Origin of the sequence: Saliphagus sp. LR7 (genome assembly GCF_003344565.1) — an archaeon.
GTDB classification, from domain to species: domain Archaea; phylum Halobacteriota; class Halobacteria; order Halobacteriales; family Natrialbaceae; genus Saliphagus; species Saliphagus infecundisoli.
The window spans coordinates 67,547-84,958 of the sequence record NZ_QPND01000005.1 but is presented as its reverse complement, the minus strand read 5'-3'; the positions used below and the strand labels follow the sequence as shown (position 1 = coordinate 84,958).

Below are 17,412 nucleotides of genomic sequence, written 5' to 3'. Positions count from 1 at the left end.
TGATGCCACACGTATGGCGTTAGATACCGTCTCGCTCGGACGGACCGGCATCGAAGTCAGCGAACTGTCGTTCGGAACGTGGCGGTTCGGACGCCGATTGATCGACGGCGAAGAACGGTACGACTCCGACGAGGGAATCATCGAAGTCGACGAGGAACGTGCGTACGAGCTCCTCGATACGTATGCCGACTACGGCGGGAACTTCATCGATACGGCCGACAAATACGGCGACGGGCGTGCCGAGGAGTGGATCGGCAACTGGCTCGAGGAACGCGACCGCGAGGAGTTCGTGATCGCGACCAAGATCCACCGCCCCCGCCGAGGAGACGACCCCAATGGTCGCGGGTTGAACCGGAAACACGTGCGCAACCAGATCGACGTCTGTCTTGATCGGCTCGGCACGGACTACATCGACCTCCTCTACTGTCACCGCTGGGACGACCGGACGCCCGCGATCGAAGTCATGCGCACGCTGGACGGGCTAGTCGAGTCCGGGAAAGTGAACTACCTCGGGCTCTCCTCGGGAAAACCCGACGCGTGGAAGATCGTCCGGGCCAACGAGATCGCTCGCCGTGAGGGATTCGAACCGTTTACCGTCACACAACCTCGATACAACCTCGTTGATCGGGAAATCGAGCCGAACTATCTGCCGATGTGTCGCGAATACGGCCTTGGAGTCGTGCCGTGGAGCCCGCTCGCGTGGGGGTTCCTGACGGGGAAATACACTCGCGAGTCCACGGCGGAGAGCTCGACTGCATCCGTCGACGCCCGCTTCGAGGAGAATTACCTGACCGAGGAGAACTTCGATGCGCTCGACGTCCTGCTGGATGTCGCCGACGAGGTCGAGGCGTCGCCCGCACAGGTCGCGCTAGCCTGGCAGACCCACCATGCCGACATCACGGCGCCGATTGTCGGCGCCCGGACGGTCGAACAGCTCGAGGAGAACCTCGACGCGAGCGAGGTGGTGTTGTCGGACGAGCAGGTCGATCGGCTGACTACGGCAAAGGAGTTCACCCTTCCCGCGTAGAACCGATCACGTCCCTCCGAACTCGCCCGTCTCCCGAAACCGGCCACGTAGCACAACGACCACGAAGGCTGCTTCACCCCATACTCATGTTGAACCTACCCACGAAACTGAAGGCCCTCGACGATCCCATCCGCGTCGGCATCGTTGGGGCCGGACTGTTCGGAACGAAACTGGCTGATCAGATCGAGTGCGCCCCCGGCATGACCGTCGCTGCGATCGCCGATATCGAACCGAAGAAAGCGTCGGATACATTCACCGAAGCAGGCGTCGAAGAGACCGTTATCGAGGCCGAAACGGTTGACGAGGCCGACCGCGTCATCAAACGGGGAGAGCGTGTGATCCTCTCTGATGGGCGTCTGCTCGCCGAGACCGACGTCAACGTCGTCGTCGAGGCAACAGGTGTTCCCGACGTCGGCGCACGACACGCGTACGCGGCGCTCGCCGAGGGGAAACACGTCATAAACGCCACCGTTGAGGCTGACACCGTCGTGGGCCCGGCGCTTGCTACCCTCGCGGATGAGCAGGATGTGACGTATTCGCTGGCCTACGGCGACCAGCCGGCCCTGATGGTCGAACTATGCGATTGGGCACGCACAATCGGAATGGATATCGTGGCCGCCGGACGCGGGTCGATGTACGTCGACGAGTATCGCTTCGGGACCCCCGACGACGTGTTCGAGCGATGGGGGTACGATGACGAGTTTATCGACGAACACGACCTCAATCCGCGGATGTACAATTCCTTTCTGGACGGGACGAAGATCGCCGTCGAAAGCTGTGCGCTCGCGAACGCGGTCGGTCTCGAACCCGATGTCCCGGGAATGCACCTTCGAACCCTCGAGGCCCACGAAGTGCCCACAACGCTTCGTCTGAAAGAGGACGGTGGGGTCCTCGGCCAAACGAACACCGTTGAGGCGATCAGTTCGCTTTACTCCGACGGCTCGACGACGGAACTCGATTTGAGTTGGAGCATGTTCGTCGTCGCGAGGACGCCCAATCAGGCCGTACAGGAATATTTCTCCCAGAACCGTGGCCACGGGTTCTACGTCGCGAGCGACGGCGAGTACGTGTTCTTCTACCGTCCCCACCATCTGCCTGGAATCGAGACACCGGTGAGCGTCGCGAACGCGATGCTGAGAAACGAGCCGACTGGCGCCCCCCGCGGGCGCTACGCGGAGGTCGTGGGTGCAGCTAAGCGAACGCTCGAGCCCGGGACAGAACTCGACGGGGGCGGGGGATACACCACTTATGGGACGCTGGAAGCGGCGGAACGAGCCCGCGAGTGCGGGTACGTCCCGTTCGAACTGCTTGACGGCGCGACTGTAACCTCCAGTATTGATCAGGATGACGTTCTGACCTACGATGACGTCGAGCTCGAGGACTCGTTCATCAAGAAGCTCCGGGAGAATCCAAGCTCGGTATCTCCTTGACATCCCCCGGCGCCTCCAGGCGCGGGCGGATATCGATAACGGAGACTCCGTCCTCACGGAGTCAGTTCCATCGTACTCTGGAGAGCTGCGACGCGACCCAAAAATTATGCCAGGACCGACCGAACTCAGCGCAGGTGATCGACGATAGTTGACCCCAAGAACCGACAGGCGTTCGACGACGAGGATGAGCGACCGCGCTGGTGGCGACGCGCGGCCGCCGAGTTCGAGCGACACGATCTCCGCCCCTACCGGCCGCCGCGGTTCAGTGACGGGTCGCTGAAACACGAAGTGGTCGACCGCCTCGAAGACGAGTACGGCATCGACATCACGTTCGTCTGTTTCGACCCCGAACCGGCCGATAGCTGGGAGGTTCGAGCCGACGGGACGCCGGTATTTGAGGTCGGACACCGCCGTCACCGGGCGGGATACTCGATCTTCGAGACCACCGCGGAGACGTTCGAGTCAACCATCCGAAACTGGCTCGAAGAGGGTGAGTGACGCTCCAAACCCACGCGCCCTGGTCCGGCTTGCACAGTCTCGCGAAACTCTGCGGACCCGTTCGAGCGAGAGTTCGGGAGACGAGTCTGTCAGGCAAGGACGTAGACTTCGCCGTCCTCGACGATGACATCGTATGTCGGGAGCCGGTATTTTGACCCCGCGATATGCTCTCCCGTCTCGACGTCGAACTCCCACCCATGCCAAGGGCAGGCGAGGATTTCCCCATCGCGTTCGTAGCGAAGGTCGCCGTCATCATCAGCCGTGAAATAGCCCATGAGCCGGCCCTCGCAGACGGGACCACCCATGTGGACACAGTGGTTGGCGAGCGCGTACAGGTCGCCGTCGACCTTGAACACCCCGATCTCTCGGCCTTCTATCTCGACGAGCATGCGGTCCCCGTCATCGAGATCCGTTTCGTCGACGACGTAGTGGCGGGTCGGCCCGCGTTCGGTCTCGTCGGTGGTCATCGGAACCGGTACACCTCCGTGGCCGTCCCCCCGAATATCGCCTCGATGGCCTTGCGGTCGAACTCGCCGGTCAACTGCCTGAGGAGGTCGTCGGCGTGATCGAAGTCGTGGTGGGGATAGTCCGAAGCGAACATGAGGTTGTGTTCGCCGCCCATGAGACGGATCACCTGCGCCACGTAGCCCGGTTTGTCCATGCCCTCAACCGGCTGGCTCGTGAAGTAACATTGCTCGTCGACGTACTCGCTGGGCGGACGTTTCAGGACTGGAGCGTCCTGACGCTGGCCGTAGTACTCGTAATCCAGTCGGTTCACGAGGTAGGGTACCCAGCCGAGTCCCGCCTCCTGAAAGACGATCCGGAGGTCAGGAAACCGTTCCGGGACGCCAGTCGTGAGCATGTGGGTGAGATTGACCATGTGTTGCATCGGGTGTGACACCACGTGAGTTGGCATGTGACGGCCGAACGCTTGGTGTTGGATCGGAAAACTGGTTATCGCTCCGCCCGAGACGTTGTGCAACAATAGCGGAAGGTCCGCGCGCTCACACGCGTCATATATCGGGTCGTACCGCCGGTCCCCCAGTGGTGGGTTCACACCGCCGCTGGGCAGAAACACCGCGGCCACGCTCGATTCGTCTGCGCGGTCATCGATCTCCTCGGCGGCGAGGTCGGGGCGCTGTGGAGCAACGACGGCCGATCCGTAGAGGGCATCGTCCTCATTGAGAAACGTATCGAGCAGGTACTCGTTGTAGGCGGTCGCGAGCGCGGCCGCCACCTGGTCGTGGTGGACCATTCCGAGCGCAAGCTGGATTCCGGGATCTAGCGAAACCCGATCGATCCCCAGAAGGTCCATACCCTCGCGTACATCCGCCGGCGTCGCGAGCTTCTCCTCGTTGAACACCCGCGTCCGGCCAGTAACGACCGACGGATGCAGGTCCCCCGACGACGGATACGGGTCGACGCCGCCGCTGTAACTGCTGCTCCCGACCAGCATCTTCTCCATCGGCCCGTCTACGTACGGCCGGATCTCTTCGATCCCTTCGGTTAGATGGAAATCTGCGTCCACTACTGTCGTGTTCAGATCCTCGACTGACCGGACCGCAGTCTGCGTCGGCATGCCATTGAATACCACAAGCTGGGAATAAAAGATTACGGTGCCCCGGACGGCCGATCAACGCCCAGAGACCGTCCGCCTGCTGGCTGCAGAGGCCATGTCAGTCGAGGATATCCATGACATCACCCCTATTCTACCTGTAAGCACGTACTCATTGAGATGGCTGATTCCACTCAATTCTGATCGACACGGGGCTTGAATCTCAACCGACATCGTACTCGGCCGCTATCCGAGACAACGTATCATATAGACGACTCAGATAAACGTCCACGTCCTTGCCTATGATCGGGTTGCCGTGGACCGGAGCAACTGCGTTTATAGTAAATTCCGTAAAGATACTGTCGAGAGCCTTCTCGATTTTCTCTGGGTCGACATAGCGGAGCCACACGAGATTGTCACGATGGTATTCATAGATCTCTTCCGCCGGAATCATTCCATCGAAATCACTAGAAATAAAACCGCATTGATTCGGCTCGTGGTAGTTTCCGAAGCCGTCCGCGGTAAAGAGGACACCGTCGCTATGGTCATAGATCCAAGTCGTATGCGAGCGGTCGGCCAACGGTGGGTCAATGAAGCTGAGGGTTCGTCCTTTCACGTTCAGTCGGTCGCCAATATTGCATTTTCTCGCATCCGGCAGACCTTGTTGTTCCGGCGAACCTGAAGAAGCAACGAGTTCGATTCCGTTAGTGTCTCCACCGAGCGAGCGAACGTTTCCGGCATGCGGATAATCGGAGTGCGACAGAATAATCGCGTCGGGGCCACTCCCATCGGTTGCAGCTTCAATTTCACTCGTGATCTTCTCGCGATGGTAAAACGAACCAGAATCGACGAGAACAACGTCGTCTCCTTCCTCGAGGAGATACAGTGAGACGTGCTCGTGTTTCTCGTTATGATCGTAACACTGGGCGACCCATTTGACGGTCGGTGTTACTGACACGGTCATGATCTTATCCCAACGTTCCAATCCGACCCTGGTTGTCGATGGTCCGGGTCACGTCTTTCATCAATTCCATGTACTCCGATGCGTTTTCACGAATAACCAGACCGTGTGCAGGAGCAATGATTTCCGGATCGAATTTCTCGATGAGATTGTCGATCTCGGCGTTCGTTTTTTCCACATCTACGTACTGGTACCAGAACAAGACGCGTCCGTGGAATTCGACGAGGCGGCTCGCATCGAACGTTCCGTCGAGTTCGTCAACGAAAAGCAAGGCCTCCTCGTCCAGGTGGGGAAATCCCATCCAATCAACGGGAAAGAGCGTCCCGGTCTTTTGTTCGGTCATCCAGATTGATACTGGTGCATCGAGGAACGTCGCCTCGTGAAATTCCGCTACACGATTACCGAGGTCGATCGAATCACCCTCCGCTACCTGAAGACTTTCGTCGAGTTTGTAGAGTTCGTGATCATTGCCGTACGCCGGTGCAACTAACGTGGTCTCGGGATGTTCCTCAAGGATCGCATACGTGTTTCCTGCGTGGGGAACGTCTGGATGGGAGACTACAAGGTAGTCTAAGCCACGAGTTCCGACGAGTTCGTCGATCGCATCGAGGATTTGGTCAGTACTGGCAGGGGATAGCGTGTCGAATAGGAGCGTCTCGTTATCGCCTTCGATGAGGTAAGCGCATTGTGGAACGTACGCTTCTCGCCCCGACTCGTACCAATCCGGTTTCCGCTCAGCCAACTCGAACTGCTCTGTCCGATCCGACCCCGCCTCGTAAATCCAGTGAATACCTGGAGCGATTTCCCGATTCATCCTGCTAGAGAGTGGTCTGAAGGTGATAAAAAGGCAACGTCGATAGTATGACATAATAATACGGGATGGACCATGGGGCCTGTAACCTCCGGTGAATGAAAAACGATACCTACATAGCGCGGATAATCGTTCATATTCGATATCTCTCATATATTGAAAACAAATACTATATCACCAATCATAAATCGCAAAGTCAAATCCAAATGAATTAACATGGGCGAAAATACCAAATACTAAATAAATTATATGGGGCGAAGCCAGAGATAGGCTGTATCGTAAGATAACACGGGTGTAAAATCCTGATCTCATAGGACCTCCTAATAAGGTTATATATTATTTATTATATTAACAATATTTATACTTCAGCCCAATAGCAAATCAAATTAAGTATTACTGGTATTCTCTCTTAGTATCAGGTAAAGTATGTGTTGCAAGCTTGCTCAAGGGATGGAATCAGCAGCTGCAATAGGAGGTTCTCACGAAGAAAGCAGCTGACTGGGAGGCTGCACACTGGGTGAACCCATGAATTCATTCGACCGGTTCGGAAGCGAACTCGTGAACCACGTCCTGTGCGACGACTTCCACGGGATCGATCGTCGCCACCGGCAGGGACCACTCCATGGCCGAGAACTCCGTACAGCCCAGGACGACGGCATCCACCTCCGACGCCAACGCCTCGACGAGCCCTGCGATCGACGACTGGGCCGCCCGTTTCTCGCCGGCTTTGTACCGATAGATCGCGTCCATCAGCGGCTCCATCGGCTCGGGATAGGCCACCTCGACCCCGTCCAGGAACTCCTCGTAGAGGCCGACGTCGCGGGCGGTCGTCGTCGAGAGTATCCCGACGCGGTCGTACTCGCGGTCGCCGATGGTCTCACATGTCGTCCGGATCATGTGGCGGACCTCCGCGTCCACTGCTTCGGCGACGTCGTCGTACCAGTAGTGGGTGAGGTTGCTCGCGATCACGATCGAATCGACGCCCATCGAATCGAGGGCCCTCGCGTTTTCGACCAACTGGTCGCCGACGTCGTCGGTCCCCCGGATCGCCTCGGTCCGGTCGGGAATCGTCGGGTCGTTGTAGACGATCGACTCGACGTGATCCTGGTCGCGTTCGGCAGGGGTGACCGCGAGCAGGGTCTCGAGGAAGTTCACCGTCGCGGCGGGGCCGACCCCGCCCAGGACTCCGAGCATCACCAGCCCTCGACCTGGTGGAAGTACTGTTCGGCGCCGTCGTGGACGACAGCGACGACGCAGGCATCGTCGTCCTCGGCCGTGATCGAGCGGGCGACCTCCATTACCGCCCCGCTCGAGAGGCCGAGCAACAGGCCGTGGTCGGCGGCCTCCGACTTCGCACGGGCGACGGCGTCGTCGTCGGCGACCGACACCATCTCGTCGATGGCGTCGAACTCGATCGCCTCGGTCGTCCGGTACTGGCCCAACCCCTCGATCTCGGTCTCGTACTCCTCTCGCTCCTGGCCGTAGAAATCCCGGCTGACGTTCGAGTGCTCGGCATCGACGGCGACGATCCGGATCGAGTCGTCCTGGGCGCCCACGTACGCGCCGATCCCCGAGATCGTTCCTCCCGAGCCCGTCGCCGCGACGACGTGGGTCACCGGGCGATCCTCTATCTGGGCCCACAGTTCGGGCCCGGTCCAGGCGGCGTGGACCTCGCGGTTCAACGCCCGCTCGTACTGGTTCAGATAGAGGGCGTCGCTTTCGTTGGCGCGTCTGGCGGCCTGTTTCTGGTAGTAGTCCTCGTCGTCGTGGGAGACGGCGGGAACCTGGATCAACTCCGCGCCGAGGGCCTTGACGAACCCCATCTTGATCGGGCTGGCCGTCTCGGGGCTGACGATGGTACAGGGGTGGCCGAGGCGGTTACAGGCCAGTGCGACGCCGCCGGCCATGTTTCCCGAGGAGGCTTCCACGACCCGCTGCCCGTCGGCCAACTCGCCGCGATCCTTCAGGGCGAGGAGCATCCCCACGGCGAGTCGGTCCTTGTGCGAGAGCGTCGGCGACTGGCGCTCCATCTTACAGAGCACGTCGTCGGCCGGATGGGCCACAAGCGGCGTCCCGCCGACCTGGCGGAGGACGGAATCCGTGATGGCAAACGGCGGCCACTGGTCGTCCCCGGCCCGGTCGGCGGAGCCGACGCTCTCGGCCGTCGTGAGGTCGCCCTCGGCGAGCGGGTCTGAGTCCGTCATCGGGGTCGCTCCGTGGGCTGACGACCGATGGCGACCACCGGTGGGCACTCTCCCAAGAACTCGTCCATGACCTCGTCAATGGACGTCCGTGAACAATAGCGTTCGCGCTTCGCAGGCAAGCCCCCGCCGACGCCGCGGGGACGCACCGACGGACGCTCGCGCCCTCCGACCGGCCGACGCCGGGCAACACTGACGTGCGGGTACGGCGAGTGTTCGATATGGCCCCAGCCTCGCGATTCGGCGACCGGATAGCGATCCTCGCACACGGCGGCTACCCCGACAACGGAAAGACGATGGAGGGGGTGATGCGCTACGGCGACTACGAGATCGCGGCCGTCCTCGCCCACGACCACGCCGGCTCCCGGACCCGCGAGTCGTTTCCCGACCTCCCCGACGCCCCGATTTGGGCGACGATGGACGACGTCACCGAGCCCGTCGACGCGCTGTTGATCGGCGTCGCGCCGGTCGGCGGCGGGATCGACGACCGGTGGCGCGCCGACATCGTGCGGGCGCTCGAGCGCGGCTGTGACGTCGTCTCTGGGCTCCACGACCAGTTGAGCGAGGACCCGGAGTTCGCGGCCCTCGCGGCCGAGTACGACGCGACGATCCACGAACTCAGAGAACCTCCCTCGGAGCTCCCGGTCGCGAGCGGGATCGCCGAGGAGGTCGACGCGACGGTCGTCCTCACCGTCGGCACCGACTGTGCGGTCGGCAAGATGACGACGACGATGGAACTCGCCGCCGCCGCCCGCGAACGGGGGATCTCGACCGGCGTCGTCGCGACCGGCCAGACCGGGATCGCGATCACCGGCCGCGGGATCGCCATCGACCGCGTCCAGGCCGATTTCGCCGCCGGCGCGGCCGAACAACTGGTCGTCGAGATCGGGGCGAACCACGACCTTCTCGTCGTCGAGGGCCAGGCATCGATCGTCCACCCGGCCTTTGCCGCGGACTCGATCGCCCTGCTCCACGGCGCGCGACCCGACTACCTCGTGCTCTGCCACGACGCGACCAGAGAGAGTTATCACAACTTCGAGCCCGTTCCACTACCCGCGGCCGATCGGTACGTCGAATGGTACACCTCGATCGCCGACCCCATTAGCCCGACCGAGCTCCTCGGGGGCGCCCTCGACACCTCTGACATCGACGAGGAGGCTGCCGCCCGAGCCGCCGTCGAGGCGTACGAAAACCAGATCGGCGCACCGGCGACCGACGTCATCCGCTACGGTCCGGGACCCCTGCTGGACGCCCTCGAGTAAGTTCCGGACCGACGATCCGCTCTCGTCCGGTCCGGAGAATCGATCGGCTGCTCAAACCGAGCGCCTTTCGGCCCCGTCTCGGGGCCGCCAAGCCCTTTCCCTAGAACTCCGACTCGAGGGGATCCGCTTCGCTGGGGGCGTATCGCCGGGCGTACGGCCCCACGTATGGCACTTCGTACTCGTTTCCGGTGTAGGCATTGTACATCAGGAACAGCCACACGACGAATCCAAGGGGCGTAATCAAGAGCAGGGCGAGCCCGAGGACCGCCGAGATCAGCCACCCGAGCACCGGAATGATCGCGAACACCGCGGTCGTCATCGAGAGGACGATCCCGACCACAAATAGGCCGCCGAACAGGATCGTGCTCTGGGCGGCGTGAAACCGTACGAACGGGTTCTCGTCTTCCAAGACGTAAAACAGGATCCCGGTCAGGGGCCCGAGCAGATAGCTCAGTGCCCCGGCCACGTTCTCGTCTAGGCCGGTTTCAGTGCCGACGACCGTCGAGCGCTCCCGGGTCGGGTCATCCCCGGACTCGGTGAAATCACTCTCGCCGGTGTCCGTGAACCCGCCGGTCTCGACCTCGAGATCGTCGTCGTCATCGATCGGGTCGTCGTCATTGAGCGAGTCGTCCTCGCTATCGATTGAATCGTTTGGATCGGTTCCCATTGGTATCCCTCGAACACTGTACGTTCCCACACAATATAACGATAGTTGTGCCCGGTTCTGTCGAAGAAGGCTCGTCGGCTGCTCTTGGTGGTGTCCTCGCGGTCAGCGTCGCCGGCTGGCCACGGAGGCCTGCCTCGCGCCCGGCAGTCGTCTACTCGCGAGCGCCCACGCGAGATGTGAACTACCCCGCCCTACTCGCGCCTCCCGTTCGGTCGGCGCTCGCTGAGGAAGGGGGCTTAGCACCTCGATTCAGCCAATCCGCGTCCCGGTCCCGAGACGGGGCGAAGAGTTATCTATCTGAGACCTTTCTTTAGCGGTAATGATTGACGTGATACCCCTTCCGTTACAGAGTGCGGAGTTGGCCGTCGGCGTCGGCACGCTCGTCCTCCTCCTCGCTGTCATCACCATCTGGCAGACGGTGACGTTCGTCGACGCCTACGAGCGCGGTGCGCTCACCGTCTTCGGAGAGTACCGCAAGCTCCTCGAGCCGGGCCTGAACGTCGTGCCGCCGTTCGTCTCGACGGTCCATCGCTTCGACGTCCGGACCCAGACGCTCGACGTCCCGAGCCAGGAGGCGATCACGCGGGACAACTCGCCGGTCACCGCCGACGCCGTCATCTACATCCGGGTCATGGACGCCAAACGGGCGTTTCTCGAGGTTGACGACTACAAGCGCGCGGTGTCGAACCTTGCACAGACGACCCTTCGTGCGGTGCTCGGCGACATGGAGCTCGACGAGACGCTCAGCCGGCGCGGGCACATCAACGCCCGAATTCGCAAGGAACTCGACGAGCCGACCGACGAGTGGGGCATCCGGGTCGAGGCCGTCGAGGTCCGGGAGGTCACCCCCTCCCAGGAGGTCACGCGTGCGATGGAACGACAGACCTCCGCCGAGCGGAGTCGGCGCGCGACGATCCTTGAGGCCCAGGGCGAACGCCGCAGCGCCGTCGAGCGCGCCGAGGGGAACAAGCAGTCGAACATCATCCGCGCCCAGGGTGAAAAACAGAGCCAGATCTTAGAGGCCCAGGGGGATGCGATCTCGACCGTCCTCCGGGCCAAATCCGCCGAATCGATGGGCGAGCGCGCGATCATCGACCAGGGGATGGACACCTTACGGGAGATCGGCCGGTCCGAATCGACGACGTTCGTCCTCCCCCAGGAGCTGACCTCGATGGTCGGGCGCTACGGCAAACACCTCACGGGCAGCGACGTCGCGGAGGGCGAGGGGAGCTTGGAGAGCCTCGAGTTCGACGCGGAGACCCGCGAGCTGATCGGGCTCGACGACATCGCCGAGATCATCGGCGAGATCGACGCGGAAGCCGAGATGGACCTAAAGGAGCTCGAACAACAGGCCCAGGCGGTCAAGGAGGGCGTGGACGCGCCCGGACCGACCGGCCCCGCCGACGCGGCCTCTCGCGACGGCGAGTAGTCGGGACGGCGGGCGTCCGGCACTGCGGACGACCGGTGCTCGCGATGGGGTCGACCCTCGGCGCTGGCTGGGACGTGTGGACTGTGTGTAGGTAGCGGATCCGGCGTTCCCGTCGGCTCCGTCGCTCTCGGTACGCCCAGGCGTCGTGGAGATCGTTCCATCCCGTTTCATCCCGGTTTCTGGCGTGTCGTCGACGCTACCGTTCGGATCCGAGAGCGGCGGGGTCTCGGTGTCCCCGATGCAGACTATCGGACCCGACGTAAACTGTCGGACAAGTCAAGGCCACAAGGCAACCGAGCGGGTGGTGTATCGAAAGACAGGATCGATCCGGGTGGCCACGCGGTGTCGGCCCGGAACCTATCCGCCTTCCCATGACTCATACCCAACTAGCCGGCAGTCACGACGTGTCGCTCGCGTATCGGTCGCCCCGAACCCGGGGTGAGACAGCGTGACGACGGTCACCGAACTCGCGCTTACCTCCGGGGACGTCGCGCTCGCCGAGACGTTCGAGGCGCTGCCCGACCTCGAGATGCGGATCAAAAGCGTCGTCGCCGAGGGACCAAAGCAGACGATGCCGCTGGTCTGGGTCGCCGGTGAGCCCAAAGCCGAGATCGAGGGCGCCCTCTCGGGGGATCCGTCGGTCGAGCGGTTCGACTGCCTCTTGGCCGAGGGAGACGACGGCGAGTGGCTCTACCGCATCGAGTACGCTTCGGGGATCGGTGAGCTGTACTCGGCGATCGTCTCGAACGACGGGACGATCCTCGACGCGCAGTGTTCGGCCAGCAACTGGACGGTCCGCCTCCTGTTCCCCGAGCGGAACCGCCTCTCTGCGGCCGTGGGCGAACTCGAAGAGCAGGGGATCACCGTCGACGTCAAACGGATGGTCGAGGCCGGCCACAACACCGACCTGGATGCGACCGCGGCGCTTACCGACGCCCAGGAGGAGGCGATCAACGAGGCCTACGAGCGGGGCTACTACGACGTTCCCCGCCGGATCTCGCTGGAGGACCTCGCTGCCGGACTCGGGATCTCCCATCAGGCGCTCTCCGAGCGCCTCCGGCGAGCGAACAAGGTCCTCGCCAGCGAGCAGATCGGCGAGGCCGGCCGGGGCGGCGCCACGACCGAACGGGCGGCTCGCTGACGACACTGCCCCGCTCGCGTTTCGTTCTCCCGGGAGACGGCGGAGGGCCACGAGAACCCCGCCGACCCGAAGGGGGACTCGCTGTCCGTGCGGTGTGAAACCGCTCTCTAGGGATCGTCGACCACGAACTCCTCCATCGAGTCCCCGTACCCGATCGTGGCCCGCTCGACCCAGCACTCGGCGTGGGGTTGCATTTCGAGGATCGCCTTCCACGCTCCCTGGGGACCATCGTGGGGGACGACCCTGACGCGGCGACCGGTCAGCTCGTCGTCCCGCTGGTCCCACAACGACCACTCCATCAGCACGTGCGCCTCGGCGCGATCTCCCGTGTCGGACGGAGTCATCCACACGATGGTTCGGGAGTCGGCGGGGAGAACGTGGTGCCTGTACGTGCCGGCGACCCGTCTCTCGCGCCGAAGCCGTCCGGTCTCGGATCGGATCAAGGAGTGTCGACCGTTCGCTCGAACTCCTGGATCGCCGCGTCGCTGCCCGCAACGAACACGTCGTCGTCGGCCTCGATGGTGGTTCGCTCGTCAGTGTGGACGGTGCCACCGCGCGAGAGGCCGATCACGGTCCATCCACGCTCGGTGTTGCGGCGAGCCTCTTCCAGTCGCTGCCCGGCGAACGGAGCGCCCTCGGCCCGAACGAGACGGATCTGGCTCGTCGGATCCATGACTCGTTCGCCGTGGACCTCCGTCGCGACCAGTCGAGCCGAGACTCGCTGAATGGCAAGGACGTAGTCGGCACCCGCTCGAAACGCCGGTCTCACTTTCTCCGTGTCGTTTACACGCACGAGAATCTCCACCTCGCTCGACAGCGAGCGGGCGATAGCGATCGTCAGCAGGGCCGTCGAGTCGTCGTCGACGGTCACGATGAGTGCCGAGGCCTCCTCGATACCGGCGTCGTGAAGCGTTTCGGGCTCGGTCACGTCGCCGACGATGTCGGGCGTCCGGTCGGCCGAATCGTCGATGGTCGTCACCGAGACGTCTTCCGGAAGCGCCTCGAGGGCTGCGGTGCCCCCTTCCCCGAAGCCGGCAACGATGACGGTCGAGGACCGCTCGATGCGCCGGGAGCGACCGCCCGCGATCTCGTTTGCCACGTCGTCGATCTCGCTTTCGGGTCCGGCGACGACCAGGACCGTGTTCGGCGTGAGTTCGTCGTCGGCTGCGAGCGGGAGACGCAACTCGCCGTCGAACCAGCCGGCGACCAGCGTCAGATCCGGGTGGGCCGTGATCGGCGACTCGTCGACCCTGGCGCCGTGGAGCGGGCTATCCCGCCGGACGAGTATCTCACGGACGTCGATATCGTCCGCATCCGACCGCTCGTCGATCGTGACCGGGAGCGTCGCTTTCTCCGCCAGCCGCCGGCCGATCAGCGCGTGGGGAGGGATGCTTCGGTCGACGCCGAGTTCCGCAAGCGCCCGCTCGCGGCGCGTCGACTCCGTGAAACTGATCACGCGCAGGTCCTCATTTGCTTCCAGTGCGGTCAGGACGATGCTCGCGGTGTTGTCGCCGGCGTCGGTGATGAGCAGCGACGCTCGCTCGATCGTCGCACGATCGAGGTCGTCTCGCTCCTCGGGGTCTCCCTTGATCGCCTGATAGCCGTCGTCCGAGAGGCGTTTCGCTTCCTCCTCGTCGGATTCGAGGAGGACGTAGCCGACGTCGAGTTCCTCGAGTTCCTCGAGGAGGAGGTCGGTGTCACGCCGGTACTCCGCGATGACGACGTGGTCGGACTTGCTCGTGAGCCGATCCTCGAGGTTCAATGGCGTCCGCTCGTACAGGGGGATGACCAGGACGCGCAGCGTGACGAATCCGATGACGACGCCACTCACCTGAATTATCGTCATCAACACGTTCATCCCCGGCGATGCCCAGGGCGCATCCCCACCGAATCCCGTCGTCGTCAATGCCTGAACCACTATCTGGACCGATCGAAAAATCGACTGGGGACGGTCCTCGAGCGTTCGCATTCCCCAGTTGTAGGTAATCGCCAGGAAGAGGACGGCCGAGACGAGACCGATCACGAAACCCACTAACAGTCGCTGACGCTGCGTGAGATCTCGTGGATGTACCCCCTCGATGTTCCGCAGTTCGCGCATGTAGTGCTCTCCGATTCCACCAAGACAGCCGGACTGCATTAAACGACGGCCTGTTCCTGACGCCCCTGATAGGGTCGGAGACGGACCGTCCGGATCGGGGACGAAACTCCCTTTCGGTCTCGACGGACGCAACGCAGCGTGTCGCCCGTCGTCACTCGGTCATGCTGGTCCTCGGCTCAGTCGTGCTGGTCCTCGGGAGTGTCCCTGCGTGCGGCGCGCTCGGCGGCCTCGCGGCCCATCGTCTCGCGGTCGTCGTGTTCGGCGCGGACGAGCAGGTACAGACCGAGGGGCGCGATGATCGCGACGGCGCCGAACAGGACCAACACTGCACCCGCCATCACCCGAGAAAGACGTCGACGATATCGCTCGACCCGGACGTGGCGTTCCGGTACAGTTCCGAATACCCGCAGTTCGTACACGACACCACCTCGAAGCTGTTCGTCTGAACGTCGAACATCTTCGAGAGCCCGCCGCCGGTCGTGGAGATCTCGCCGACGTCCGTCTCCGTGTGGCCACACTTGGGACACCCTCGCTCGCCGCCGACTTCGGAACCCATACACCAACATTCGATGACATGTATAAAACGGTTGGGGCAACGTTACTGGCCCGGAAAGAGAAACGAGCAGGCGTCCGCTTCCTCCGACCCACTCCTCGCCGTGATCGAGAGCCATCGGCTCGACGAGACGGACGGCCTCCCCGGACTCCTCGACTCCCCGCGGCCGGCTACCTTAAACAGCGAGAGAGTCCCGCCGTTTACAGTAGTTGCCGAACCTAACTGGCGGTTCAGTTCGTAGTCGTCGGCATGGTCGACACCGACGAAGCAAAACAGGTCTGTCGTGCCGCCTCACGCGTCGTCTATCCGGAACTGGATTTTGGTATCAATCCCTGTGGATCCTACTCGAGAGAGGACTTCCAGCAAGTCCTCTCTCGAATCGCCTTCACTCAAGAATTCGCTAACACGGGTGCCAAGACTGTCCAGTTGGATCGATCCGAGCCGGTCGACGTGACGTCGACGGCTCGGAACCCGCTCGCGAAATCGCTGCTCTATCATCTTCGACGCCTCACCGCGGGCGCCATCGACGCTCAGTTCGATGGCGTCCGCGACCGTCTCTGTGAGGTTCTTCGCTCACGCCGGTTGCTTCCCTCTCGTGTTGACGTTGCGATCGACCTTCACGAGTGGCAGTTTTACGGCTCAGCTGCTACTGATCACGTTCTCACTACCTATCCCGATCATGGAACGACCCGAGCGTACTGTTTTGCGACGCTGTGTATCGTCGCTCCCAGTGTTCGATTTACTCTCGCTGTAATCCCGTTGGACGCGAACGGCTTCCGTGCGAAGCAGGAAGCCGTTCGCTCATTCATCGTCGAAGCGCGCCAGTACGTGTCGATCAGACACGTCTATCTCGATCGAGGCTTCTACCAGGTGCACGTCGTTACAGAACTGGAACAGTTAGAGATCGACTATATCGTCCGTGCACGGCCAAGTAAGGGAATGAAAGACCGTCTCAGCGCCGGCGCTGAGACGGTCGTCGATGCCTACCGAATGCAGCGAAAACGGCCACCGACAGCAGTGGTTGATGTCACCGTGTTCGCTGTGCCACATCGAACGAGCGAGGACGATCACGTCTGGTTCGTCACAAACCTCGACGTAGAACCTGAGACAGCAAGAGCGTACGCGGCGGCGTTCCGCCGCCGCTGGGGCATCGAAACGTCGTATCGCCAGATCGGTGATTTCCTGCCGAGAACGTCGGCGCCGACGTTCTCGGTTCGGTTGTTCTACTTCCTGTTCGCCGTTGCGTTGTACAACCTGTGGGTGTTAGCGAACGTCCTCCTGGTGAACGGTTCTATTCCGAAGAAACCGCCACTCTCGACACGAATCTTCCGTACGTTTATTCTCTCGACAGACTACGGATAGCGGCTGAGCCACACTGACCGGGATAACCGGTCAAAACGCCTCCGATGAGTGGTAACGCTCGGGATCGCCGCCGAGCGGCGGCGATCCCTCAATTTTCGAATCCGTTCTGTGAGGGTCTGTTCCGGTTTTCCTCAATGAGGGTAGCGGGAAGGTCGAACTTCGTCCGCTTTCAGTTTGAATCGGCGTCTACTGTTTACGGCGGGCGTGAATCGCGTCACTTGACGACACAAACCACCGGTTACTCGCCGGCCGGAGTCTCCAAGTCGTCGGTGGCGTGGATCAACATCCCTCGCCACGTCAGACCGTGTTCGTTCTTTACACGTTTGATGCGCTCGTACTGTTCGTCGTCGGACACTTCGATGTTAACGTGGTTCGACACAGTACCTACGAGAACCCGTATATTTATGTTAGTTTCGC

The 17,412-nt window shown here is 62.2% G+C and carries 19 protein-coding genes; 7 read left to right on the top strand and 12 right to left on the bottom strand.

Annotation, left to right across the window (positions count from 1 at the left end; genetic code table 11):
- Positions 1-13: 13 nt before the first annotated feature.
- The 3 genes from DVH23_RS09135 to DVH23_RS09125 all read left to right on the top strand — a co-directional run bounded on the left by DVH23_RS09135 (position 14) and on the right by DVH23_RS09125 (position 2,955).
- Positions 14-1,027 carry an aldo/keto reductase gene (locus DVH23_RS09135; RefSeq protein WP_114577137.1) on the top strand — a complete coding sequence of 338 codons (1,014 nt, stop codon included), beginning with the start codon at positions 14-16 and terminating at the stop codon, positions 1,025-1,027.
- An 86-nt stretch (positions 1,028-1,113) separates the two neighbouring features.
- A complete protein-coding gene (locus DVH23_RS09130) occupies positions 1,114-2,457 on the top strand; it encodes an NAD(P)H-dependent oxidoreductase (protein WP_114577136.1) in 1,344 nt (447 codons plus the stop codon).
- A 288-nt stretch (positions 2,458-2,745) separates the two neighbouring features.
- On the top strand, positions 2,746-2,955 hold the full coding sequence (locus DVH23_RS09125; RefSeq protein WP_114577135.1) for a hypothetical protein: 210 nt from the start codon (positions 2,746-2,748) through the stop codon (positions 2,953-2,955).
- 89 nt (positions 2,956-3,044) lie between these two features.
- Here the strand turns inward: DVH23_RS09125 and DVH23_RS09120 are convergent, their stop codons facing one another.
- The 6 genes from DVH23_RS09120 to DVH23_RS09095 form a co-directional block, all read right to left on the bottom strand.
- Entirely contained in the window at positions 3,045-3,422 is a 378-nt protein-coding gene (locus tag DVH23_RS09120; protein WP_114577134.1) for a Rieske (2Fe-2S) protein, read from the bottom strand.
- A complete protein-coding gene (locus DVH23_RS09115) occupies positions 3,419-4,534 on the bottom strand; it encodes an amidohydrolase family protein (protein ID WP_114577133.1) in 1,116 nt (371 codons plus the stop codon). Before DVH23_RS09115 ends, DVH23_RS09120 begins: the two co-directional genes overlap by 4 nt.
- 199 nt (positions 4,535-4,733) lie before the next feature.
- Positions 4,734-5,474 (bottom strand): MBL fold metallo-hydrolase, encoded by a 741-nt coding sequence (locus DVH23_RS09110; RefSeq protein WP_114577132.1) that lies wholly within the window; start codon positions 5,472-5,474, stop codon positions 4,734-4,736.
- A gap of 4 nt (positions 5,475-5,478) precedes the next feature.
- A complete protein-coding gene (locus tag DVH23_RS09105; RefSeq protein WP_114577131.1) occupies positions 5,479-6,285 on the bottom strand; it encodes an MBL fold metallo-hydrolase in 807 nt (268 codons plus the stop codon).
- A 528-nt stretch (positions 6,286-6,813) separates the two neighbouring features.
- Positions 6,814-7,476, bottom strand: coding sequence for an aspartate/glutamate racemase family protein (locus tag DVH23_RS09100; protein WP_114577130.1), 663 nt, complete (start codon positions 7,474-7,476; stop codon positions 6,814-6,816).
- Complete coding sequence (locus DVH23_RS09095; protein WP_114577129.1) at positions 7,476-8,486, bottom strand: PLP-dependent cysteine synthase family protein; 1,011 nt, start codon at positions 8,484-8,486, stop codon at positions 7,476-7,478. Before DVH23_RS09095 ends, DVH23_RS09100 begins: the two co-directional genes overlap by 1 nt.
- Before the next feature lie 218 nt (positions 8,487-8,704).
- Between DVH23_RS09095 and DVH23_RS09090 the strand changes: the two genes are divergently transcribed.
- Positions 8,705-9,745 carry a DUF1611 domain-containing protein gene (locus DVH23_RS09090; protein WP_114577128.1) on the top strand — a complete coding sequence of 347 codons (1,041 nt, stop codon included), beginning with the start codon at positions 8,705-8,707 and terminating at the stop codon, positions 9,743-9,745.
- Between the two features lie 100 nt (positions 9,746-9,845).
- Here the strand turns inward: DVH23_RS09090 and DVH23_RS24215 are convergent, their stop codons facing one another.
- Positions 9,846-10,412 (bottom strand): DUF4870 domain-containing protein, encoded by a 567-nt coding sequence (locus DVH23_RS24215; protein WP_198667892.1) that lies wholly within the window; start codon positions 10,410-10,412, stop codon positions 9,846-9,848.
- Between the two features lie 319 nt (positions 10,413-10,731).
- Between DVH23_RS24215 and DVH23_RS09080 the strand changes: the two genes are divergently transcribed.
- Positions 10,732-11,841, top strand: a complete 1,110-nt coding sequence (locus DVH23_RS09080) for an SPFH domain-containing protein (protein ID WP_114577127.1) — start codon at positions 10,732-10,734, stop codon at positions 11,839-11,841.
- A 448-nt stretch (positions 11,842-12,289) separates the two neighbouring features.
- Positions 12,290-12,982, top strand: a complete 693-nt coding sequence (locus DVH23_RS09075; protein WP_114577126.1) for a helix-turn-helix domain-containing protein — start codon at positions 12,290-12,292, stop codon at positions 12,980-12,982.
- 107 nt (positions 12,983-13,089) lie between these two features.
- On the opposite strand, the gene DVH23_RS09070 is transcribed toward DVH23_RS09075, so the two are convergent.
- The 4 genes from DVH23_RS09070 to DVH23_RS09060 form a co-directional block, all read right to left on the bottom strand.
- Positions 13,090-13,326, bottom strand: coding sequence for a hypothetical protein (locus tag DVH23_RS09070; RefSeq protein WP_157972364.1), 237 nt, complete (start codon positions 13,324-13,326; stop codon positions 13,090-13,092).
- A 95-nt stretch (positions 13,327-13,421) separates the two neighbouring features.
- Positions 13,422-15,080, bottom strand: a complete 1,659-nt coding sequence (locus tag DVH23_RS09065) for a TrkA family potassium uptake protein (protein WP_114577255.1) — start codon at positions 15,078-15,080, stop codon at positions 13,422-13,424.
- A gap of 176 nt (positions 15,081-15,256) precedes the next feature.
- Positions 15,257-15,418, bottom strand: a complete 162-nt coding sequence (locus DVH23_RS24210) for a hypothetical protein (protein ID WP_198667891.1) — start codon at positions 15,416-15,418, stop codon at positions 15,257-15,259.
- Positions 15,418-15,636 carry a zinc ribbon domain-containing protein gene (locus DVH23_RS09060; protein WP_114577124.1) on the bottom strand — a complete coding sequence of 73 codons (219 nt, stop codon included), beginning with the start codon at positions 15,634-15,636 and terminating at the stop codon, positions 15,418-15,420. The genes DVH23_RS24210 and DVH23_RS09060 overlap by 1 nt, the downstream gene beginning before the upstream one ends.
- 246 nt (positions 15,637-15,882) lie before the next feature.
- Here DVH23_RS09060 and DVH23_RS25150 point away from each other — a divergent pair, with 246 nt between their 5' ends.
- Entirely contained in the window at positions 15,883-16,995 is a 1,113-nt protein-coding gene (locus DVH23_RS25150) for a transposase (RefSeq protein ID WP_114577123.1), read from the top strand.
- 238 nt (positions 16,996-17,233) lie between these two features.
- Here DVH23_RS25150 and DVH23_RS24205 read toward each other — a convergent pair whose 3' ends face one another.
- Positions 17,234-17,374, bottom strand: a complete 141-nt coding sequence (locus tag DVH23_RS24205; protein ID WP_198667890.1) for a hypothetical protein — start codon at positions 17,372-17,374, stop codon at positions 17,234-17,236.
- Positions 17,375-17,412: the final 38 nt, after the last annotated feature.